The 23,318-nt window shown below is 62.8% G+C and carries 19 protein-coding genes; 14 read left to right on the top strand and 5 right to left on the bottom strand.

Annotation, left to right across the window (positions count from 1 at the left end):
- Window positions 1–362 precede the first annotated feature (362 nt).
- From KHO41_RS26660 to KHO41_RS26720, 13 genes are all read left to right on the top strand, one after another.
- Window positions 363–566 (top strand): Flp family type IVb pilin, encoded by a 204-nt coding sequence (locus KHO41_RS26660; protein WP_376989769.1) that lies wholly within the window; start codon window positions 363–365, stop codon window positions 564–566.
- 97 nt (window positions 567–663) lie between these two features.
- Window positions 664–1,191 (top strand): A24 family peptidase, encoded by a 528-nt coding sequence (locus tag KHO41_RS26665; RefSeq protein ID WP_211956250.1) that lies wholly within the window; start codon window positions 664–666, stop codon window positions 1,189–1,191.
- A gap of 66 nt (window positions 1,192–1,257) precedes the next feature.
- Entirely contained in the window at window positions 1,258–2,097 is an 840-nt protein-coding gene (cpaB, locus tag KHO41_RS26670) for a Flp pilus assembly protein CpaB (RefSeq protein WP_211956251.1), read from the top strand.
- Window positions 2,098–2,186: 89 nt separating this feature from the next.
- On the top strand, window positions 2,187–4,091 hold the full coding sequence (locus tag KHO41_RS26675) for a type II and III secretion system protein family protein (RefSeq protein ID WP_244874040.1): 1,905 nt from the start codon (window positions 2,187–2,189) through the stop codon (window positions 4,089–4,091).
- A 14-nt stretch (window positions 4,092–4,105) separates the two neighbouring features.
- Window positions 4,106–4,423: a hypothetical protein gene (locus KHO41_RS26680; RefSeq protein ID WP_244874041.1), complete on the top strand. Its 318-nt coding sequence runs from the start codon at window positions 4,106–4,108 to the stop codon at window positions 4,421–4,423.
- Between the two features lie 48 nt (window positions 4,424–4,471).
- Entirely contained in the window at window positions 4,472–5,680 is a 1,209-nt protein-coding gene (locus KHO41_RS26685) for an AAA family ATPase (protein WP_211956252.1), read from the top strand.
- 39 nt (window positions 5,681–5,719) lie between these two features.
- Window positions 5,720–7,093, top strand: coding sequence for a CpaF family protein (locus tag KHO41_RS26690; RefSeq protein WP_211956253.1), 1,374 nt, complete (start codon window positions 5,720–5,722; stop codon window positions 7,091–7,093).
- Window positions 7,094–7,123: 30 nt separating this feature from the next.
- Complete coding sequence (locus tag KHO41_RS26695) at window positions 7,124–8,098, top strand: type II secretion system F family protein (protein WP_211956254.1); 975 nt, start codon at window positions 7,124–7,126, stop codon at window positions 8,096–8,098.
- A 46-nt stretch (window positions 8,099–8,144) separates the two neighbouring features.
- A complete protein-coding gene (locus tag KHO41_RS26700; RefSeq protein ID WP_211956255.1) occupies window positions 8,145–9,104 on the top strand; it encodes a type II secretion system F family protein in 960 nt (319 codons plus the stop codon).
- 50 nt (window positions 9,105–9,154) lie between these two features.
- Window positions 9,155–9,646 (top strand): TadE/TadG family type IV pilus assembly protein, encoded by a 492-nt coding sequence (locus KHO41_RS26705; RefSeq protein WP_211956256.1) that lies wholly within the window; start codon window positions 9,155–9,157, stop codon window positions 9,644–9,646.
- Complete coding sequence (locus tag KHO41_RS26710; RefSeq protein WP_211956257.1) at window positions 9,646–10,272, top strand: TadE family protein; 627 nt, start codon at window positions 9,646–9,648, stop codon at window positions 10,270–10,272. The genes KHO41_RS26705 and KHO41_RS26710 overlap by 1 nt, the downstream gene beginning before the upstream one ends.
- Window positions 10,273–10,291: 19 nt before the next feature.
- Complete coding sequence (locus KHO41_RS26715; protein WP_211956258.1) at window positions 10,292–11,788, top strand: vWA domain-containing protein; 1,497 nt, start codon at window positions 10,292–10,294, stop codon at window positions 11,786–11,788.
- A 139-nt stretch (window positions 11,789–11,927) separates the two neighbouring features.
- A complete protein-coding gene (locus tag KHO41_RS26720; protein WP_211956259.1) occupies window positions 11,928–12,716 on the top strand; it encodes a metallophosphoesterase in 789 nt (262 codons plus the stop codon).
- 110 nt (window positions 12,717–12,826) lie between these two features.
- Here KHO41_RS26720 and groL read toward each other — a convergent pair whose 3' ends face one another.
- The 3 genes from groL to KHO41_RS26735 all read right to left on the bottom strand — a co-directional run bounded on the left by groL (window position 12,827) and on the right by KHO41_RS26735 (window position 16,846).
- Window positions 12,827–14,470 (bottom strand): chaperonin GroEL, encoded by a 1,644-nt coding sequence (gene groL / locus KHO41_RS26725; RefSeq protein WP_211956260.1) that lies wholly within the window; start codon window positions 14,468–14,470, stop codon window positions 12,827–12,829.
- 46 nt (window positions 14,471–14,516) lie between these two features.
- Window positions 14,517–14,807 (bottom strand): co-chaperone GroES, encoded by a 291-nt coding sequence (groES, locus tag KHO41_RS26730; RefSeq protein WP_130390881.1) that lies wholly within the window; start codon window positions 14,805–14,807, stop codon window positions 14,517–14,519.
- Between the two features lie 275 nt (window positions 14,808–15,082).
- Complete coding sequence (locus tag KHO41_RS26735) at window positions 15,083–16,846, bottom strand: S8 family peptidase (protein WP_211956261.1); 1,764 nt, start codon at window positions 16,844–16,846, stop codon at window positions 15,083–15,085.
- Between the two features lie 640 nt (window positions 16,847–17,486).
- Between KHO41_RS26735 and KHO41_RS26740 the strand changes: the two genes are divergently transcribed.
- Entirely contained in the window at window positions 17,487–21,503 is a 4,017-nt protein-coding gene (locus KHO41_RS26740) for an ATP-binding protein (protein ID WP_211956262.1), read from the top strand.
- A gap of 141 nt (window positions 21,504–21,644) precedes the next feature.
- Here the strand turns inward: KHO41_RS26740 and KHO41_RS26745 are convergent, their stop codons facing one another.
- Both KHO41_RS26745 and KHO41_RS26750 read right to left on the bottom strand, forming a co-directional pair.
- A complete protein-coding gene (locus tag KHO41_RS26745) occupies window positions 21,645–22,100 on the bottom strand; it encodes an ESPR domain-containing protein (protein ID WP_211956263.1) in 456 nt (151 codons plus the stop codon).
- Window positions 22,101–22,474: 374 nt separating this feature from the next.
- A complete protein-coding gene (locus KHO41_RS26750) occupies window positions 22,475–23,308 on the bottom strand; it encodes an OmpA family protein (RefSeq protein WP_211956264.1) in 834 nt (277 codons plus the stop codon).
- Window positions 23,309–23,318 lie beyond the last annotated feature (10 nt).

Here is a 23,318-nt window from a genome sequence, read left to right on the forward strand (position 1 = left end):
ATCCGCCGGACAACACCGCATACGTACTGCTTTGCTGCAATTTCAGGCGTGACCGGTTCCTGAAGGAGGTCGGACCGACTCACGGCCCCGCAAGCATGCTCGCCGAAACCGGGCATGTGAACGGGGTGGGAACGCCGCGGCTTTCGGGTTATCGGCGCGAACTCTGAGAACGGTGAAGTCGGGAAGCTATCGGGTCATTTGCGCACCGGGGGACGTGCCGATCTTGCATCGGCCGGCGCTGGCAATCGCCTACGACACGGAAGATTCCTGATTTGGCCCTGGCCGGTCCGCCCGGCTGAATCCTGTGCCTGTCTTCAGCGGGTGCACTTTTCCCTTGAAACCACGACGTTAAGGAGAAGGTCATGAACTCCATGATCCAAGGCATCAAGCAATTTGTTCGTGAAGAAGACGGCGCAGCTGGCATCGAGTACGCACTGTTGCTGGCCTTCGTGGCGCTGGTGATGGTTGCAGCGGCTACCTCGGTGAAAGACTCCGTGAAGTCCATCTGGACAGCCATCAACACCGCGCTGGCCAACGCCGCACCAGCTGCACCGGCCGGAAGCTGAGCTTTGCGGCATGCGCATGGTCAGTTCAGCATCCTCCTGAACTGACCATCGCTGCCAATCAAAGCAAACAGTGTCTCGACTTTCCAGGACCGACGCCATGCACGCGTTCTCACCGGCCATTTCCTTCTGCTTGCTCGTCATGGTCGCCATTGCCGCCACCAGCGATCTGCGCAGACGTCGAATCCCGAACTGGCTAGTAGGTGCCGGGCTGCTGGTCGCATTGGTCCTGCAGATTCATCAACTCGGTGCTGCCGCTGGTGCCATGACATGGCTGACTGGCGCTCTTGCAGGCCTGGCGCCATTCGTCATCCTCTATCTCATGCGAGCTCTCGGTGCGGGAGACGCCAAGCTGATGGCCGCCATCGGCGCATTCGTTGGCCCACAGCCATTGCTGCACATCATGCTCGTCACCTTCCTCGCCGGAGGAGTCATGGCGCTGATCATGATCGCGATCTTCAGAAGCCCGCGCCAGGCGCTGGCAAGGGTTTCGGTCATGTTGCTGTCGTTGCCATTCGGCATGACGTCGGTCGAAGCCACCAGCGAACGCAAGACAAAAGGTTCGAGGTTGCCTTATGCCGTGCCTATGGCAGTGGGCGTGCTACTGGTGGTGACAGACATGATGTAGCGGAAGAACCAGGCAACAGGCCGCAAGGCGGACGATTCAGGCTTCAAACACGGGGAGGACCATCAAATGAGAAACATACGCGCGTTCGTAATGCTGCTGGTGGCAGCGCTGGCCGGCCTCGCAGCAGTGGTACTGGCCTCTCGCTGGATGATGCAACAGAGTGCCGGCACCACAACCAAAGTGGTGGTCGCCTCGACCGACATCAATCTTGGCCAGCGCCTGAGCCCGGAGTTCATAAAGGTCGTCGACTGGCCGCGTGAAAGCCTGCCGCCCGGCGCGCTGATCGACCAGAAGACTGTCGATGGCCGCGTCACCAAGACCAGCGTAATGCGCGGCGAGCCGATCCTCGAATCCAAGCTGACGCCCGCCGGGACCAAAGGTGGTTTGTCCGCCGTCATCGCGGATGGCAAGCGGGCCATCACCGTGCGCGTGAACGACGTGGTCGGCGTCGCCGGCTTCGCCCTGCCCGGCAGCTTCGTCGACATCATAGTGAACACGCAGAAGGACGCGAAATCCGAAGGACAGCATGAGCAGTCGATCTCCAAGATCGTGCTCGAGAAGATCCTGGTGCTGGCTGTCGCGCAGGAGGTCAATCGCGACGAGACCAAGCCCAAGGTAGTCAATGCCGTGACGCTCGAAGTCTCGCCCGATGAGGCCGAGAAGCTCGACCTCGCGCGCAGTGTGGGCTCGCTGTCCCTGGTGCTGCGCAACCAGATTGACCCGCGTCCGGTCGACACGGCCGGGGCCACCAAGCGCAGCCTTCTGAACGAACCGATCCTGCAGGCCGCGGTTGCAGCGCCGGTAGTCAAGGCAGTGCAGGTCGTGCACCGGATCACGGAACGCAAGGTTTCCGGAAACTGCGTCGGTGTCATCAGCGGCATGCAGCAAAACCAGGAGTGCTTCTAACAACGAAGTCAAAAAAGCACGCAGTACGCGGCCGCAGACGTCGCCAGCGCCAGCCCCATTGAGCCGGGGCATCAACCGGGGGAAATAAAATGAAGCCACTCAGCCAACAGGCAGGAAGCCGCGCAGCGGCGAACGGCTGCAAAGGCCACGCTGCACGCGATCACAGGCGCCTGCGCCTGACCGCGCTGGCCACACTGACCATGACCTGCGTCTGGCTCGCCAGCGAACAAGCGCAGGCAGCGGATGAAGCCAGCACCGCCACCAACGGCGGCGCCAGCGCCAACCAGCCGATGAAGCTGGCCGCCAATGGTCCCATCCAGCTCATGATCGGCGCAGCAGCTACGCCGGCCGCGCCTGCCGACAGCGGTGCCAGCCGCGGCCCGAGCTGCACCGGCGCCGCCGCCGAACCGGAACAGGTAACCGTGCCAGTCGGCAAATCGCGCATGCTGCCGCTGCCCGAGCCCGTACGTACCCGCACGCTCGGTAATCCCAGTGTGGTGCAAGCCATGCTCGTGGCACCGCAAACACTTTATCTGCTCGGTCTCGAAGTCGGCACGACGAACATGATCGTCCAGGGCAAGAGCGGCCGCTGCACGATCATCGACGTCATGGTCGGAGCCGACCCGGGCGGATTGCAGAGCGCCGTGCATTCCCTGTTGCCCAGTGCAAAAGGGGTCCGCGTGGCCGCCGCGGCCGACAGCCTGGTCCTGAGCGGCAACGTGCCCGACTCCACCACGGCGCAGCAAGTCGTCGACATCGCCAACGCCTTCGTCATGCGGCAGACCCGCAGCCCGCTGCAGGCACCCGCACAGCAACTCGGCGGCCCCCCGGGTCAGTCTGGCGGCTTCAGCATGGGCGGTGGCAGCATGCTTCCGGTCGGCGGCGCCGCCTCGTCCACTGGCCTGCCGTTGCGTAGCCCGCGCGTCATCAACATGATGACCGTCGATTCGCCGCAGCAGGTGATGCTCGAAGTCAAAGTGGCCGAAGTGTCGAAGACGCTCATTGACCAGTTCGGCGCTGCCGTCAATGTCAACGGGGCCTTTGGCAGCTGGAGCTTTGGCCTGCTGGCAAACTTCTTGTCGGGTGGTGCCGCCGCACTCACCGGCATCAAGAGCAACAACCTGCCGTTTGCCTTCCAGCTCGATGCGCAGAAGACGGACAACCTCGTCAAGATCCTGGCCGAACCGAACCTGATGGCGATCAGCGGTCAGGAAGCCAGCTTCCTGGCCGGTGGCAAGATCTTCATTCCCGTACCGCAAAGCTCAGGCTCCGGCGGCGCGGTGGTCGTCACGCTGCAGGAAGAGACCTTCGGTGTCGGCCTGAAATTCACGCCGACGGTCATGGCCAACGGTCGCATCAACCTGAAGGTGGCACCCGAAGTCTCGGAGCTGTCACCCACGGGCGTGTCGCTGACCGCACCCAACCTGAATGGTGTATCGATCCTGCCGCTGATCAACACCCGCCGCGCATCGACCACCTTGCAGGTAATGGATGGACAGAGCTTCGCCATCGGTGGCCTGATCAAGAGCAACGTGACGGGTGCCCTCAAGGCTCTCCCAGGCGCAGGGGAACTCCCGGTGCTTGGCAACCTGTTCCGAAGCACCAACTTCCAGCAGGACCGCAGCGAACTGGTCTTTGTCGTAACGCCGCGCCTGGTCAAGCCGCTGCCGGCCAACTATCCGCTGCCGACCGATACGTTCGGGCCGCCGATCAACGGCGAGGTCTACATCAACGGCAATATGGAAGGCCATCCTGTCAGCAAGCCGGTCAACCTGCCGCCTCCTGGCACTCCTCAGGCGCCCATGCCGGCTCCGATGCCCGCGCCCGCAGCGGCTCCGGCACCTGCACCGGTGACGCGCCTGCCTGACCCGCCCGCCGAGCCCGTGGCCGCTACGCCAGCAGTGTCTACGCCGGTCATCGAGCCAGCCGCAGTGGCAACCAGCATCGATGCTGCGGCCGTGCCCGCGCTGCAAGCAGGCACGTCTACCCAGTGACCAGGAGAACGATCATGACCACGCTGAAACACGCCGCTCGATTCGCCCGGCCCGTCGCAATGCTGTCTGCACTCACCAGCCTGCTCCTACTGGGCGGATGCATGAACTCGACGCCACGCTATGACGCACAGTTCGGCGATGCCCTGCGTACGCTGCGCGCCATGCAGACCATCGATCCCAATGCTTCGGCCAATACGGATCCGGTCACGGGCGTCGACGGACGCGCGGCAACGTATGCGATGGACCGCTATGGCCAGTCTTTCCGCAACCCGCCGGTGGAGAGCAACCCGTTCGTCATTGGCGTCGGCAGCGGCAGCAACGGCTCACCCTGAGCATCGCAAGACACGTATCGGAAACCGGTATTCACAAGGGGTAGCAAGATGGCAAAGCTCTTACTGATCTCGGCAGACGAGACGTGTGCCCGCCAGTTGGCGGCATTGGCCGGGCAGGTTCGCACCACGCGGCAGGTACGAATGGTCTGCGCCACGCCCGAAGCAGCGCTCGCCACGCAGGGGCTGATTCATCCGGCTGATTTCGTCGTGCTGCAGGCCGATGACTTCAGCCCTGCCTTGCTGGACAAGCTGCGCCAGCGCTTTCACGACCCCGATGACATGCCCTGCATGCTCGTCACGCAGGCGCCAGGCGCGGACTTGCTGATGCGCGCCATGCGGGCGGGCGTTCGAAGCGTGCAATGCTGGCCGCCAGAGGAACGCGAGTTCTGCAACGAACTGGAGCGGCTGGCCAGCAAGAACGCCGCAGGTGCCGAGAGCGAAGCGCACACCATGGCCTTCGTGTCATGCAAGGGTGGCAGCGGCACGACGTTCACCGCGTCGAACTTCGCTTACGCGCTGGCTGCGCTACGTGGCAAGCGCGTGCTCCTCGTGGACCTGGTGCAGCAGTTCGGCGATGCAGCCTTCCTCGTCACCGACAAGACGCCACCCGCCACGCTCGCAGACCTGTGCGCCCAGGTCGACCGGCTCGACTTGGCCCTGCTCGACGCGTGCATCACACATGCACATCCCAACTTCGACGTCATCGCCGGCGCGGGCGATCCGGTGCGTGCCGGCGAGATTAAAGGCGTGCACATGAAGCACATCCTGGAGCTGGTGCGGCCCGTGTATGACGTACTGATCTTCGACATCGGCCAGGACATCAACCCGTCTTCGATTGTCGTGCTCGACCAGAGCGACACCATCTATCCGGTGCTGCAACCGAGCCTGCCCTATCTGCGGGCCGGCCGCCTGCTGATGAGCATGCTGCGCTCGCTGGGCTACCCGTCTGACCGCCTGCATATCGTCGTCAATCAGTTCGAGAAACATGCTGCGGTCACCATCCGCACGCTCGAGGACGCCTTGGGGGCCGAGGTGCGCCATCTTGTGCCGCTCGATGCGAAGGCTGCCCGCGATTCGGCCAATCAGGGCGTACCAGCATTGCAGCTGTCTCCGAACAGCTCGATTTCTCGTGCCATGAAAGAAATGGTCGATGCCCTCTACCCCACCGCGGCAAAGAAGGACAGCGGACTGCTGGGCCGGCTACTGGGGCAGGGATCGAACGTCATGCGGCTGCCCGGAGCAGAAAAGCACGCGTGATAAGACCTGCAAGCATTTGACATCCTGTGGAGAATGAACATGTCTTTGCGCGAACAACTCTATGAACGAGCCGGCGAAACGCTCTCGGAGCGTGTGAACGCGACGGTGCCCGCCACAGGTGTCCCCAACCCTTCCAGCGCAGCGTATCAACAGCTCAAGCTCGAGATTCACGAGGCCATCATCGAACGGGTCGAACTGGACAAGCTCCAGCATCTTTCCCCGGAGCAGGTGAAGCGGGAACTGGGCATCCAGGTCGAACGCATCATCGAGGAACGCAGCATCCCGGTCAATGAATCGGAGCGCAAGCGCCTGGTTTCGGACGTGCGGGACGAGATGCTCGGCTTCGGCCCGCTCGAGCCGTTGCTCACGGACCCTTCCGTTTCGGACATCCTCGTCAACACATCGAAGCAGGTCTACGTCGAACGCCGCGGCAAGCTCGAACTGACCGACGTGACCTTTCACAACGATGCGCACCTGATGAAGATCATCGACAAGATGGTGTCGCGCGTCGGCAGGCGTATCGATGAGTCCAGCCCCATGGTCGATGCCCGCTTGCCGGACGGTTCCCGGGTCAACGCGATCATTCCGCCCTCCGCAGTCGATGGCCCGCTGCTCTCGATCCGGCGCTTCTCAGCCAATCCGCTGATGATCAAGGACCTGATCGAACTGCAAACGCTGACGCCGCCCATGGGTCAGCTGATCGAAGCCATGGTCAAGGCCAAGCTCAACATCCTGATCTCGGGAGGTACCGGCTCAGGCAAGACGACCATGCTCAACATCTTGTCCGGCTTCATTCCCGCCAACGAGCGCATTGTCACCATTGAAGACGCCGCGGAACTGCAACTGCGCCAGGAACATGTGCTGCGCCTGGAGACCCGGCCGGCAAACATCGAAGGGCGCGGCGAAATCACCCAACGCGCCTTGGTCAGGAACGCGCTGCGGATGCGCCCCGACCGCATCATCCTCGGCGAAGTGCGCGGCGCTGAAGCGCTCGACATGCTGCATGCCATGAACACCGGCCACGAAGGGTCGCTCGCCACCATCCACGCCAACACGCCGCGCGATGCACTGACCCGGCTCGAGAACATGGTCAGCATGGCTGGTCTGTCGCTGCCGCCGAAGACGATGCGCCAGCAGATCACGTCTGCCATCACAGTGATCCTCCAGGTCTCGCGCCTCACCGACGGGCGCCGCAAGCTGATGAGCATTCAGGAGATCACGGGCATGGAAAGCGACGTGGTCAATATGCAGGAGATCTTCACGTTCAAACGCACCGGTGTCGACCACGAAGGCCGCGTCAAGGGCTACTTCTGTGCCACGGGCGTTCGGCCACACTTCTCCGAGCGCCTCGCAGCGTTCGGCCTCAGCGTGCCGGAGCGGCTGTTCGAGCCTTCGGTCCGCTACGACGTCTGACGCCGCCAGCCCAGTGCAGGAGAACCTGTCATGAACACCACCTTTCTTGGCTTCGCCCTGGCTCTGTTTGTCGCGCTGCTGATGCTGATGATCGGGGGCTACCATTGGTGGAACACGCACCACGGCGCCAGCGCCAGGCGATTCGGCCGCCGGCTGCGCGCCGCCTCGGAGGCGGCCTGGGAGAGCGACGCGCCTGTGATCAGCAAGGTACGCACCCTGGGCGGTGCGGCGTGGTTTTCCAACCTGCTGAAGAAGCTTCCGCGCGTACATACCCTGGACCGACTCCTGATTCAATCCGGCCTGCTCTGGACCGTATCGGCCTTCCTCTTCATGACGCTGGTGCCGCCCGTGGGGGTGATGCTGGTGGCGATGATGCTCGGACTGCCTGCGCCGGTCACGATGGCGCTGACGCTCGCCTGGCTGCCGGTGCCACTCTGGTACGTCATGCGCAAGCGACAGCGTCGACTTCAGCGAATCGAAATGCAACTACCGGAAGGGGCGGACCTGATCAGCCGCGCATTGCGCGCGGGCCACTCCTTCTCCAGTGCGTTGGATATGGCTGGAAGCGAACTGCCCGAACCGCTTGGCGCGGAGCTCCGCGTGACGTTTGACGAAATCAACTATGGCGTCTCCATGCATGACGCCCTGACCAACCTTGCCATGCGGGCGCCGCTGCCCGATCTGCGCTACCTGGTCATTGCCGTACTGATCCAGCGTGAGGCAGGCGGCAACCTGGCCGAAATCCTTGGCAACGTCAGCCGCATCATCCGCGAACGCATGAAGCTGGCCGGGCAGGTTCGTGTGCTGTCGGCGGAAGGCAGATTGTCCGGCGTGATCCTCGCGCTGATGCCCTTCGGCGTCGCTGGCGCCATGTACCTGATGAATCCCGAGTTCCTGATGCCGCTGTGGACCGACCCGGTCGGCCCCTGGATCCTGGGCTATGCGTTCTCGCTGCTGGTGATGGGACTCATCTGGATGCGCAGGATCGTACGGATTCACGTCTAGCCGCCAGGCCTAACGATACGGAGGATGGGCCACGCCCAGCGCAATCATGAAAATTGAGCAAATCATCATCCTGGGCCTGACGTTTGTTCTGACTTTCGGCGTGACGCTTGCTGTCATGTGGCTATTGCAACCGGATTCACTGCGAAAGCGCATCACACAGGTCCTGCAAGCCCCGAACACCGTGGAGGGATCCCCTTCAGAGCAGCCAAGGGAAGACTGGCTCCAGGCCCTGAGCCGGATGTCCAAACCGCTGGCCAAGCTTTCGCTACCCAGCGAAGGGTGGGACAACTCGGCGATCCGCACGCGTTTCATGACGGCCGGCTGGCGCAATCCTGCAGCCATCGCCGTCTACTTCGGTGCCAAGACTGTGCTGGCCGTGGCCTTGCCTGCGCTGCTGTTCACGCTGATGCCCCCCGCCTGGAACGAGGACAGCCCGCGTTTGCTGCCAACCGCCATGCTGGGCGCCGCCATCGTTGGCTTCTACCTGCCCGACCTGGTTATGCGCCGCAGGATCTGGCTCAGGCAACGGCAGATCTTCGAGACCTTCCCAGACGCCCTGGACCTGATCATGGTCTGCGTCGAAGCCGGTCTTGCGCTCGACGCCGCACTGCTGAAGGTAGTGGAAGAGTTCCGGCGTGAGCGCAATGCACTTGGAGACGAACTCGAACTTCTCGTGCTCGAACTGCGCGCCGGCCTGCCACGCGAAAAGGCCCTGCGTAACCTGGCACTGCGCACCGGCGTGGAAGACGTCGACATGCTGGTGAGCATGCTGATACAGGCCGATCGCTTCGGCACGAGCGTAGCCGATTCCCTGCGCGTGCACGCCGACTCCTTGCGCGTCAAACGCCGTCAGCGTGCCGAGGAAATGGCAGCAAAAATTGCCGTGAAGCTGCTCTTCCCGCTGATCTTCTTCATCATGCCGTCGCTGATGGTTGTGCTGCTTGGCTCGCCTGCGCTGGGCTTCTATCGGACGCTGATGCCGGCAATGATGGGAGCGGGCAACTGACGGCGGCGAGTCTGCCTTGCTCGATTGACGCGAACCAGAGGGAGCCTGCCATGCCGAACCGCAGATTCATACCGTCACTACGGCGCCGGCGCCACGACACCGGTGCCAGCGCCGTGGAGTTCGCACTGGTGGCGCCAATCTTCTTCCTTCTGCTCTTCTCGATCGCCGACTTCGGCATGATGATGTTCGCCAATCTCACCATGCAGAACGCGGTGCGCGAGGGCGCGCGCTTTGCTGTGACAGGCCAGACGACCCTGGACCCTGCCGACACGTCCTCACAACGCTTCCAGGCCGTCCAACAGAAGATCCACGACAGTTCGCTGGGGATCTACGACATGTCCAACGCGTCGATCACAACCTGGGTCAACGGCAGCACCACTCCGCAGTCCAGTGGTGCCGGCATGTACGGTAATGCCGGTGACCTGGTCGTGATCGAGGTCGACTGCTCGTGGCCGTTGCTGACTCCTGTGGTAGCGGCCTTCTTCCCCAGTGGCAAGTACACCTTCAAGGTGGCTGCCACCATGCGCAACGAGGCCTTCTGATGAGACCCACCCGCCCCAATCGGTACAGGAAGGCGGCCCGTGGCGTCGCGGCCGTCGAGATGGGCATCCTGCTGCCGATCCTGATCTTCCTCACGCTGCCCGTGATCGACTTCGCCCGCGCCATCCAGGCGAACCTGATCCTGGTGAACCTTACCCGTGAAGGCGCAAGCCTCGCCTCGCGCTCTTCGACCTATACGCCGCAGGCAATCATGAATTCGCTGGCGGCCACGACGCCACCGTTGAAGATGCCAGGGCAAGGGATGATCTATATCACCAAGATCATGGGGTATTGCGAGACTAGCGGATGCGCACCGCGGAATATCGTGCTGGAACAGCATCATTGGCTACAGGGCTGGAAGCAGGCTGGGGGGTCGGCGCCAGCCAGTCGAGTCTGGGGCTGTGGCAGTGGCGGGGGTAGCTGGATCACCGATGGCAGCTGCAGCGGCATCCCCACGGGCAAGAATGCCCCGACCGCCAACGCCATGACCGGGTCGCTTCACGACGGCGATGTGGTCTATGTGGTCGAGACGTACTACAGCTTCGACATGCTGTTCAAAGGCCTCACGATGAGTGGCATGTCCATGCCTACCCTCGGACCCAACCTCTATTCGGTTACCGCATTCTGAGCCACGCAAGGAGATCGCCATGAAGCGCAAGCCACTCCATCGCAGAGACCGGGGCCAGATCACCATCATCGTTGGCACACTGATGATAGGCCTCGTCGGCATCGTCGGACTCGCCATCGACGGCGGCATGGCGTATATCGTCAAGGCAAAGCTCAATGCGGCCGTCGACTCCGCTGCCGTCGCCGCAGCGCGGGCCGTCACCAACGGCACCAACCAGGCCGAGCAGACCGCCAGCGCGCGCCAGGCTGCGCAGGACTTCTTCGCCGCCAACTTCCCGTCCGGATACCTGATGTCGACGCCCAAGCTGGGCGTGACAACGGTCGATTTCAATACGCCCACCGCCGGCGCGGTGACGATTGGCGTATCCGCCTCGGCCGACAAGCCGCTGAACCTGATGAAAGTGCTTGGCTTCGACAAGGTGGCAGTTGCCGCCAACTCGCAGACCATCCGCAGGGACCTCGACCTGATTTTCGTCATCGATTCGTCGGGTTCGATGGGGCCCGTCTGGAGCACGGTTCGCTCCAACGCCAACACGTTCCTGGACCAGTTCAGTCCCAGCACCGACCGTGTCGGGCTGGTGCATTTCTCGGCCGGTGCGGTCTCCGACATCGCGATCAACAAGGTACAGCGAGGATTCGACCGGCCGACCATGCAAGCCAAGATCACCAGCCTCAGCAATGGCGGCAATACCAACTATGCCGAAGGGCTGTACCAGGCGCGGCAGCAACTCGACAGCATACTTCCGGTGAACCGGTCGAGCCTACGCGTGATCGTCTTCTTCTCCGACGGGAAGCCGAATACGCTGGCTGCCTCATATCCGCTGACCGGCAGCACAAGTACCACAGTGACGACGGAAGTATGTACCGGCAAGAACGGAAAAAAGTGCGACTCCACAAGCACCAACCCTGCCGTCAAGAACATCACGTCCTGCGATGGCGGGGTGACGGCCACAGGCGGAATGAATGGCTTCTACATGCCTGATCAGCAGGCCACCAAGATGCCGGGCGCTTGTGCAAGCATTGGCATGACGAATGACACCACAAATAGCTCCACCTCATCGACCGTTGGCAGCGGCAAGGACGCTGTCACCACGACCGTTACCACCAGCGTTACGGCCAACTCGACCACGCCGACCAAGATGCCGCAGAACTACGACCTGCACTCGGCAACGGATTCCACCCAGACCTTCAAGATCGTTGGCAGCGAATCCATCGGGTCCGGCTACACCGTGGGATCGACCTTCAACAACACCAATGTCGCGAACGCCGCGATCAATGTGCCGCTGGAGATGGCTTCCTATCTGCGCAGCAAAGGAACCTATATCTTCACGCTCGGGCTCGACGGTAACGGCGGCTTCGATGAAGGCCTGCTGAAGAGCATGGCGAATACGGCTGACTCAGGAAAGATGTACAACCCGAACCAGCCCAGCGGCATCTACTGCTACGCCAAGACCATCAACGACCTCAAGCCCTGCTTCTCCAAACTAGCCTCCGAAATCCTCCGCATTTCCAAGTAAGCGCCACCAGGCGCCAACCGAACCCACGGTGCCCTTGAGCACCGCAAGGGTTCCCCTTTTCAGCCCGGCCTTGACCGGGCTGCCTTTTTTCCCAAGAATCCATGCGGAACAGCCCCCGAACGGGCCATCGGGAGACCGCATGAAAATCCGCATCCTCAGCGATCTGCATATCGAGCACAACCTGCCCCAGGAGGTTCCGGACTGCGGCGCCGACCTCGTGGTGCTGGCCGGCGACATCGCCAACGGGCGAACTGGCATCGATTGGGCCGCGCGCACCTTCGACGTGCCGGTGATTTATGTGCCGGGCAATCACGAGTATTACGAAAGTAACTTCGAGACCGTGGACCGGCTGATGGCCGAGGCCAACGCCGAGCACGCACATGTGCAGGTCCTCAACGGCGGCGTGGCGGAATTTGGCGTCGATCCGCGCAAGCGGGTACGCGTGATCGGCACGACGTGGTGGACCGACTACACGCTTTTCGGCACCGACCGGCGCGAGGCCTCGATGGAGGCTTGCGCCAAGGTGATGTTCGACCACAAGCTGATCCAGCTCGCGGGCGAGGACGGCCGCTGGCGACAGTTCCTGCCGCAGGATGCGCTGGAACGGCACGAGGCTGCGTCCGCATGGCTGGCCGCGCAGCTCGCGCAACCGTTTGACGGCAAGACCGTCGTCGTCACGCACCACGGACCCGACCTGGGCAGCCTCGATCCGCGCTATTCACACGACCTGGTGTCGGGCGGATTCCTGTCCCGGCGGCCCGACCTGGTGGCGCAGGCGGACCTGTGGATCCACGGCCATACGCACACCAGCTTCGATTACTTCATCGACAACTCGCGCGTCGTCTGCAATCCGCGCGGCTACGTGAGCCGGCGCACGGGCGAACTGGAGAACGGCCGGTTCGACTGGTGCTACGTCGTGGAGGTCTGAGCCACGGCCGCGTACATCGACACGGGCTCCAAAAGCAAAACCCCCGCAGGCTTGCACCTGCGGGGGTTTTTTCAGACAGCCTGCCTGTTAAGGCAGTCAGTCGGCGTGATTTACATCATGCCTTCCATGCCGCCCATGCCGCCCATGCCGCCCGGCATTGCCGGAGCCGACTCTTCCTTCGGCGTTTCGGCAACTGCGCAGTCCGTGGTCAGCATCAGCGAAGCCACCGAAGCGGCGTTCTGCAGTGCAGTGCGGGTAACCTTGGTCGGGTCCAGCACGCCCATTTCCACCAGGTCGCCGTACTCGCCCGAAGCCGCGTTGTAGCCGTAGTTGCCCTTGCCTTCGATGACCTTGGCAACGACGACCGAAGCTTCTTCACCAGCGTTCAGCACGATCTGGCGCAGCGGCTCTTCCATGGCGCGCAGCACGATCTTGATACCGGCGTTCTGGTCCGGGTTCTCACCGGTCAGTGCCGAGATCGCAGCGCGGGCACGCAGCAGGGCCACACCGCCGCCGGGGACGATGCCTTCTTCCACCGCAGCGCGGGTGGCGTGCAGGGCGTCTTCCACGCGGGCCTTCTTTTCCTTCATTTCGACTTCGGTGGCAGCGCCAACCTTGATCACGGCAACACCGCCGGCCAGCTTGGCCACGCGCTCTTGCAGCTTTTCACGGTCGTAGTCCGAGGTCGCTTCTTCGATCTGGGCGCGGATTTGCTTCACGCGGCCTTCGATCGCACCTGCGTCGCCGGCGCCATCGATGATGATGGTGTTTTCCTTGCCGATCTCGATGCGCTTGGCTTGACCCAGGTCGTTCAGGGTCGCCTTTTCCAGCGTCAGGCCGATTTCTTCAGCGATGACGGTGCCGCCGGTCAGGATGGCGATGTCTTCCAGCATGGCCTTGCGGCGGTCGCCGAAGCCCGGAGCCTTGACGGCGGCGGTCTTCAGGATGCCACGGATGTTGTTCACCACCAGGGTCGCCAGGGCTTCGCCTTCGACGTCTTCAGCGATGATCAGCAGCGGGCGGCCAGCCTTGGCCACTTGCTCCAGCACCGGCAGCAGGTCGCGGATGTTCGAAACCTTCTTGTCGAACAGCAGCACGAACGGGCTGTCCAGCTGGACAACTTGCTTTTCCGGGTTGTTGATGAAGTACGGCGACAGGTAGCCGCGGTCGAACTGCATGCCTTCCACGACTTCCAGCTCGTCGGCCAGCGACTTGCCGTCTTCGACGGTGATCACGCCTTCCTTGCCGACCTTGTCCATGGCTTCGGCGATGCGCTCACCGATCGAGGTGTCGCTGTTGGCCGAGATCGCGCCAACCTGGGCGATTTCCTTGCTGGTGGTGGTCGGCTTGCTGACCTTCTTCAGCTCTTCCACGGCGGCGGCGACAGCCTTGTCGATACCGCGCTTCAGGTCCATCGGGTTCATGCCGGCGGCGACGAACTTCATGCCTTCGCGCACGATCGACTGGGCCAGAACGGTAGCGGTGGTGGTACCGTCACCGGCGTTGTCGCTGGTCTTGGAAGCCACTTCCTTGACCATCTGGGCGCCCATGTTCTGCAGCTTGTCCTTCAGCTCGATTTCCTTGGCCACGGACACGCCGTCCTTGGTCACGGTCGGGCCGCCGAAGCTGCGCTCCAGCACCACGTTGCGGCCCTTCGGACCCAGGGTAACCTTCACTGCGTTGGCGAGAATGTTCACGCCTTCGACCATCTTGGCACGGGCGGCGTCGCCAAACACTACGTCTTTTGCTGCCATGTTCTGATTCTCCTAATTCGGTACGGTGCTAGTCGTCAACAAGTGATTACTTGTTCACCACGGCCATGATGTCTTCTTCGCGCATGACCAGCAGTTCCTGGCCATCGACCTTCACGCCCTGGCCGGCATACTTGCCGAACAGCACACGGTCACCCACCTTGACGTCGAGGACAATGTTGTTGCCCTTGTCATCCTTCTTGCCCGGGCCGACGGCCAGCACTTCGCCTTGATCCGGCTTCTCGGCGGCGTTGTCGGGAATCACGATACCGGACGCGGTCTTGGTTTCATTGTCCAGACGCTTCACGATCACACGGTCGTGCAAAGGACGCAGATTCATACGGACTCCTAGATACAAAAGTGAGTTTTGATTCACAAGCAGGCCGCGATATGAACTCGGCGGCCGCGGAATTTCGGGTACCGCAGGGGGCTGTTAGCACTCACCCCCAGCGAGTGCTAATTATAGGGACGGGGTATGGCCATTTCAAGACAGCGGCTTGATGGGGGTTTTCCCTTGGTCAATGTGACGGGGATCCACGTGGCCCCGCCCATTGCTCAATACAGTCTCGCGCGAAGGACGCGTTCCGACGCAGATTCTTCATAAGAAACAATGAGTTAAAGGGATCTGCGCGGCTTCGGTGATGCAAAGCACAGGAACCCCAGAGCGATCAGCGCCGCTGCAAACAGCGGGGAAAGTGCGCCGCCGCCTCCACTCCCCTGTTCGGGCGCCGATGCCGTCGTACCCGTCGGGGCAGGCTGTGCCGGCGTCGTAGCCGGCGATGAAGACACCACTACCCGGGAAACCACAGACAGATCGCTGGACGCAGCCACCCCGCTGTCATTGCGAAGCGTCGCGCGAAATCCATAGCTGCCCTCGGCGGCCAGGGTCGCCGAAATGTGACTGCCATCGACCGGCACCAGATTTACCCCGGGCCCGGACGTCTGCGTCCACTCGATAGCCTGGACGGTCCTTCCGTAGCCCGGCCCGCCGTTGGCCGATAGCGTGACCGTGGTGCCCGGCAGGACATTGAAGCCGGTGGCCCCAGCCTGTACAACGGGCAAGCCGGACGCCAATGCCACGGCGGCATCCGCGTCGAGCATGCCGGCGCCACACTGCACATTGACCTGCTGACAGTAGGTCCCCGGAGGGAACGGGCGTGCCGATTGCTGCAGCAGTTGAAGCACGTCGGCCGGAGTCAGCTGCGGATTCGCCGACAGCATCAGGCTGACGACACCGGTGACATGCGGCGCAGCGACGCTGGTGCCAATGCTGGTGGCATAGCCGGCGTCGACGGGGACGGTCGTTCCCGTGTTTGAGAGCGACAGCACGCTGCGCTGAGTACCGGTGATGCGGCTTCCCGCCCCCCCACCTGGCGCGCTCAGGGCGGTCCCCGAGCCCACGTTGGCATAGTCGGCATTGTCGCCGTCGGCAGTGTGCGCGGTCACGCCGATCACGCCACTGCAATTGGCGGGCGACGCAATGGCACTCGCACCGTTGTTTCCCGTTGCGGCAATCACCACAACCCCGGCCGCACGCGCGGCGTTCACCGCGCCCTGCATGATCGATGTGCAGGGCGCATACGCGCCAAGGCTCATATTGACGACGCGGGCCGGATTCGGGTTGACGGGCATTCCTGGCACCGCCAGTCCTGCAACCCAGTAAAGCGCGTCGATGACATCAGAGGTAACACCACCGCATCTCCCCAGCACACGCGCCATCATGACGCGCGCCGTTGGATTGATACCCGCGATACCGATCCCATTGTCCTGGCCCGCGGCAACGATCCCCGCGACATACGTGCCATGCCAGCTGCTGGGCGTGGCAAGCCCACAGAGTTGCGGGTAGTTCGCCGCGTCGGATGCCGTGACCCAGTCTCCCGGATCTGACGGATCGGGGTCGCGCCCGGCAATGCCATCATTCTTGACAAAGCCCGCGCCAAGATAGCCGCCCGTCTTGCTGTCCGGCGTGGAAGTCAGTGTCGCGGCACTCAGGAAGTCGTAGCCGGGCAAGAGATTTGCCGCCGTGATATCAGGGTGTCCCGTCAGCCCCGTATCAAGAATTGCGACATTTACCGCGCCAGGGCCTGGCGAGCGTTTCCACGCCTGCGCGAGATTTGCGCCACCCGGCACGCTCGACGGACTTGCGAGGTTCCATTGATCGGCAAATCGCGGGTCGGCACCGCTATACGCTGCCGGATGGACGCGATAGTCCGGCTCGACAGACTCGAACTGCCCGCTTGCCAGCATTCTGCGGGCAATGTCCTGTGCCTCGGGGCTCGTAAGCGGCCGCGGCAAGCGGAGCACGTGCGCGCCATCTGCCATCACGCGTACGTGGGCCATTGGCATCAGCGCGCTGGCCGACCAGCGTTGAATCTGCATTTGCGTCGGCGACGATGGCGGACTTTCCATCCGGTGGCTGCCTTGCAGACCTTGCGGCGAGGGTTCCTTCACAAGGATTTGCGCAACGGATTCCGACGGCACCAGCATCGGCGATATCTTCTGCGCCCCCCACGAGGTGCCGGATAACGCACTACACATACCTATTGCCACAGCAACGAACCGGCGTTTCGTACTGGCAACTGGCAATACAAGTCGGCTTTGAATCATTCCCACACACCTCAACAATCAAGACCCAGATACTAAATCGGACTATTCCTATTAAAAGTTAAATATTCCGAGAATCTCATTGTTCCGGCAGATGCAATATCACATAAGCAATTGTTTTTATTGGATATTTTCTTACAATATAAATTGTAATAAATGTTGATAATATCAAGACAATGGATCAAAAACGATGTAGCGAAATTGAGATTTGCTGCCCCGGATAATCAGTATCCAAGGCGCTCCCGATGCACTCCCTTCGCGCCGCGGGCGGCGCGCAAGCCATGCGGGCCGATGGAACCGGCCACCGCGATCTTCATCCCGCTGATGCGAGGCACTATGCTGTATGCACATCTTGGGCACTCACCCCCGGGGGCTAGCTGCGCAAGGCACGCGTCGCGAACTCCGGATGGCCGATATGAAGGCAAAGCGCACTTCGTCTGCTGTGTATCGATGTCTGATCCTGTGGGTGTCGGTCCTCTCCCTTTCATGGATAGAGCCAACCTGTGCGGCGGGAACCGTCGCCCCTGCCGAGGCGAAGCAGTCGGTCACGGTCGGCGTTGTCAGGGAGGGGTGGCCCCCACTGCTGATCTTGCGGGATGAACAGCTTTCCGGCGCGTCCTTCGACATATTGCGCGCCGCGCTCGGGGCCGGTATCACCTACAACGTCCGCGTCTATCCCGACCTGCCCACGCTGGCCGAAGCCGCCTGCGCGGGCCAGTTCGACGTCATGCTCGCCAGGCAAGGGCCGGCCGCGGGCACAGGGTGCCTGCAGACGACGAATCCATACTATGACGCCGACACCGTGCTGATCGGCCGTACCGCAGACCTGACGGCCGACGGCAGTCTCCATCCCCGGCCAAGGATCGCGCTGGACGCGGGCTCGCATTTCGACGTTTCGTCGCGCGACCGATATCCGGATGCGACCTTCCTGCGTGTGTCCAACACGACCGAAGGCCTGCGCGCCGTAGCCAACGGCAGTGCCGACTACTACGTCACCCTTCAGCCCGTTGCCGAGTATCAATTGAGCCAGGCCGAGTTTGCGAGCCTGTCGGAAGCCGCGCATTACCGGGATGCCAACAGCAGCATCAGCTTTGCCGTCACGTCGTCGGCCGCAATGCTCGGCAGGCGCTTGAATGTCGGGCTGGCTAACATGCCGGAAGCAACCCGGGTCGAGATATTCGCGCGCTGGATGACCGCGGGCCGCATCCGGCAAGAGCAGGACCGCCAGTTCCTGCTGACGCTCGAGGAACGTGCTTACCTCCGGTCCCTGCCCGCCCTGCGGGTCAACCTGGATCCGGGGCTGGCGCCTTACAGCTACCTTGACGACAGCGGAGAGCCCACGGGCATCGCCGTCGACTACCTGGCTTATCTCGAGGAAACATTGGGCATCACGTTCAATCGCCAGCCCCCCTCACGCTTCGCCACGGCCATTGAGTCGCTCCGGAATGGCAGCCTGGACATCATTGCAGTGGTGCTGCCGAACGATCCTGCCCTGGGGGCCGTCCCCGCTTCCCGCCCCTATGCCGTCTTTCCGATTGCCATCATCGGCAAGCAGGCAACGCCTACCGTTGCCGGGCTTGCCGACCTGAAAGCCGCGCGGATTGCGGTCACCGACGGGGGAGGCATCAGGTCGCTGGTTCAGCAGGTGTTGCCGCGCGCGAATGTCGTCGTCCTACCCGGCATCCGCGCGGGCATGGAAGCCGTAAAGAATGGCCAGGCGGACGTCTATGTGGACGACCTTGCCGCAGCCAACTTCGAGTTGCTGCGCAACTACGGCGATTTGCTCAGGATCATCGGCTCGGATGCCATCCAGGTACAAACGGCGCTGGCGATCAGGCCAGACCTGGCCGAACGGCTGATGCCGCTGATCAACCGGGCCCTTGCGGCCATGCCGGAGCAACGGCGCCTCGCTATCCAGCATCGATATATCACGGCGACCTACTCGTTCGGCTACTCGTTGGGAGCGGCGCTATTGCGGTCGGCTCCCTTGATTCTGGGGCTGCTTTGCGTGGTCGGCATCCTGATGCGATCTCGGCAACTCCTGCGCAAGGAGGCCGCAGTGCGGCGCGCGGCGGAGCACCGTCTTCAGGAAATCACCGGGAGCATTCCGGCCATTGTCTATCAGTGCCGTCGCCCGGCGGGCAGCACCGCACAATTCGAATTCACATATGCGGCGGGCAATGGGGAAAGCTCGCTCGGTATCGCGCCGAGAGACTTGCTGGAGTCGAAACTGTCTCTCGAGCGCGTGGTCGATCCGCGCTACCAGGCGCTGGTCCGCGCCAAGCTGAGCGAGCCGGTGAATTCCGACCTGCCGGTCGAGCTCGATTACCTGATACACGGCGCGCTTGGCCCGCGATGGATCAGAGTCCGTGCCGTCACACGAATCGAAAGCGGCTACGTGATCCGGACAGGCGTGGTGTCGGACGTCTCGGAGCAGCATCGGCAGGCAGAGGCCCTGGCCGAAGCGACCACTGCGGCAGAAGCAGCACTGCGCGCCAAGGAAAGCTTCCTTGCCATGATGAGCCACGAGATACGCACACCGCTCAATGGCGTGCTCGGCCTGCTGGAAGTCCTGCACTCGACGAGGCTCGACACCGAACAACGGCGTTTGCTCTCACTGGTCGTCGAATCGGGGCAGTCGCTTGCGCAGATTCTCGACGACGTTCTCGATTACGCGAAGATGGAAGCCGGCAAGCTGGCGATCCTGCCAACTCCAACGGACCTGCGCGATCTGGCTGACAGTGTGCTCGGGCTGCTCGCCCCGCAAGCCAACAACAAGGGCATCCAGCTTCGCATCCACATTGCGCCGCAGGTACCCGCGACGATTTCCGCCGACGCGATCCGCCTTCGGCAGATCCTGTTCAATTTGCTGGGGAATGCCATCAAGTTTACGGACCATGGCAACGTGATCCTGCGCATCTACATCGAAGCCGTCCACGGGGAAGACGCGGACCTCGCGATCCAAGTTGCCGACACGGGTATCGGCATCTCTCCCGAGAACCTGCAACGACTGTTTAGCCCGTTCGTACAGAGCGATCACAGCTCTACCCGCAGTTACGGCGGCACCGGTCTTGGCCTTTCCATATGCAAGCGGCTGGCGAGCCTGATGAACGGCGAACTCACGATGCAGAGTGAACCTGGCGAGGGAACGACCGTCACACTGCGGATAATATGCCCCGTCCTCTGCACCAGCTACGACCTGCCCGCATTCAAAGGGCGCCTCGTCATGGTGTCCGTGCGGGATGCGCCCTCCGCCGCTTGCTTGCGCGCTTATGCGCAGGCGGCGGGCCTGGTGTCGCTCGACGATCCGCCTGCCGCGGGAACGCCGTATAGCCATCTGTACGACGGCGATCTTCCTCCCGGCGTGCCGTGCAAGTATGCGATTCAGGTCACGAACACGCCAAAGCAGCTGGGTTTCGCAGTGGTCGGCGGCACCGTGAGGCTCAGCCAGAACCCACTGCGCTGGTCGGCCTTTCTTGGCGCACTCAAGGAGTCCATCCGCGCGGCAGACCCCGCGGCGTCCCCCGCATTTGCGATACCCGGCAACGATGGCATCGCGCAGTCGATAGTCACGCATGCACCGCAAAAACAGGTTCGCGTACTGGTGGCGGAAGATCATCCCATCAACCGTGAACTGATACGCCAGCAGCTCGACCTGCTCGGCTATCCATGCTCCCTTTGCAAGGATGGGCATGAAGCGCTGCAGGCATTGCTGCGCGAGCCATTTGATCTGGTTCTGACAGACTGCCACATGCCCGTCATGGATGGCTTCGATCTGGCGCGCGCGATCCGCGCCAGTACCGACGAGCGCGTGCGCGGCTTGCGCATTGTCGGCGTTACCGCGACCACGCTCGCCGAAGAACACCAGCGTTGCTTCGATGTGGGCATGAGTGCCTATGTGCTGAAGCCCACGACACTCGCCTCCCTGCAAAAGGCGCTGGACGGCTCACTGGCATCGCAGCCTGGCGTGACCGGTATCGTGGTGGATGGCGAAGCGCCGGGCCCGATCGAGCCATTGGCGGCCGCACTGACGTTCGATCCGCGTCGCGTCAGCCGCGAGACGCTGCTGGGAGGACTGGGTAGCGGCCTGTGGACCGATGCGATGCTGGCCACGTGCCGGGAGTCCATCCACGCGGACCGGGACGGCCTGGCCCGGGAACTCGTGGCAAACGGTGAACCGTCTGTCGGGCGCCTGCGTGAATGGTGCCACCGTGCCGGCGGCGCCATGGCCATGTTCCAGGTGCCCTATATCGACCAGTTGTTCGACGGCTTCAGCGCAATTGTCAAACGTGGCGACAAGGAACAGATTCTGGCGGCCGGCGCTTCGATGCTGGCGATGCTTTCCTACCTGGCGAGCCTGATATCCGTCCCCGGGGAGACGGCGGCTGCCCCGGCAGCCGGCCCCGAAATGAACGCGCCCGAAAGGCGCTGACATCAGGTCACCGGCGCACCCGCAACCACGCCGCCGTTTGCAATCCCCGGAATGCCCGGCGGCGCGTGCGTCATTGCCATGGATTCCGGTACGGAAGCCCTGACCTGGCACTACCGCGGGCCGTCGGGATCAACAAGCCAGTCATTCCCGCCCGGCTAGTATCCAGAGCGGGGGAGTCTCTGTCATGGCGCGACTCCCCGCTTCATCGGCCGGCATGGCAGCGTCGTTATCGCCGCCAGGCCGAGCGCCGATCCGGCTTGCCGGATCGCCCCCCGGGGCCGCCGCCCCCATCGACTCCGGCAGGCCACCCGTGCACTGACAACCCTCGTCGCCAGCGATGGCCGACGCTTTCGACGTCGTGGCGGTTTGTGCCCTGGCTGTGACGGCCACGCCCTCATAACCAAACGGGATCTCGTTCCGCATCGGCGCAGCTTGCGCCTGGCCGATCGCGGCCAGCGAACCGGCTGCTGCCAGGATCACGGTGGCCCTGCGCAGCGACGAGCGTCCACAGCCTTTGCCGCGGGCTTTTGCAGACTCGGCCACGGCAACCCATATGCGCGCGGTGGCGCTCCAGACAATGCGATAGATGGTGTTCATTTCAGATAGCCTCGAATCAATCAGGGAAACTGGATTCGCGGCAAGGGCAGTCCCGCCGGGCTTGCGCAGGTGCGCCGTCCGGGGTGGCTTCAGCTCTCGGGAAACGGGTGCACGCCTGGTGCCACCCGCTCAATCTGGAAACTGTTGCTGCGAACCTATGATTCAACAATAGGGCTGGCCCGCAGGTCCCACCCTAGGAGAAATCCGAGAGTCAAAGCGCGCCGGTCTCCGGCGATCAATACCGCGCCGTTGCAATCCGGCATGCGGATATCGGCACCCCGAAAAGCAAAATGGCCGATGCTTCACACATCGGCCATTCGTCGAGGATGACACCGGCGCGCCTTGCACACCGGTAATGTCGGAGGCACGTCGACTTATGCCGGCGCCTGCCCCACGGCCCTCACCTGCACGCGGCGATTCGGAGCCAGGCACTTGACCATTGCATCGCGCGGCATGTCCTCGCACTGCACGACGGGGTCCGCGGCGCCGCGGCCCTGAGCTACCACCACTTGCGGGTCCACTCCCTGCGAAACCAGGAAGCGCCCGACGGTCTCGGCACGCCGTTGCGACAATGCCATGTTCTCGGAATCCGAACCGATGCGATCGGTGTACGCGGTGACCTCGACCCGGGACAGCGTCTTCATGCTACGCAGCTGCTTTGCCAGATCGGCCAGCGCAGCGCGTCCCTGGGGATTGATATCCTCTAGACGCCAGCCGTTGAAGCCGAACACTGCGTCACCCTGCAGCGTGCGGTCTTGCACGGTCACCGGCGCCGCTTGCGATACAGGCACCTGCTGCGGCGACGGCGTTGCCGCCAGGAACTTCGCGCATGCGTCTGGCCGCCAGTACACACTGCCCGTGAGCTTCTTGCTGTCGAACAGTACCTTGTACTGGCAGGTCATCACTTCGTCGCCGTTGCCGGTACGGAACTTGAAGAGGTAGTCCCATTCGTGGCCGAAACCTTCATTGAAGTGCGGACGGCCGAGCAGGGCGAACAGCTGGTCCTTGGTCATGCCCGGGCGAATCATGCGCAGGTTTTCCAGTTCCGGGAACGTACCCTCCTTCGGCCACGCCGCCTCGGCCTTCGGAAAGACGACCTGGCTGGACTGGCCGCTGCTGTCAGGGCGGCTCGACGTCGTGGAACAGCCTTGCAACATCGCACCGGAGACAAGCACTGCGACGGCCAAGAGTTTGAGATTGATTTTCATGATGAACCTT

The organism is Cupriavidus numazuensis (genome assembly GCF_905397435.1).
Taxonomy (GTDB): Bacteria; Pseudomonadota; Gammaproteobacteria; order Burkholderiales; family Burkholderiaceae; genus Cupriavidus; species Cupriavidus numazuensis.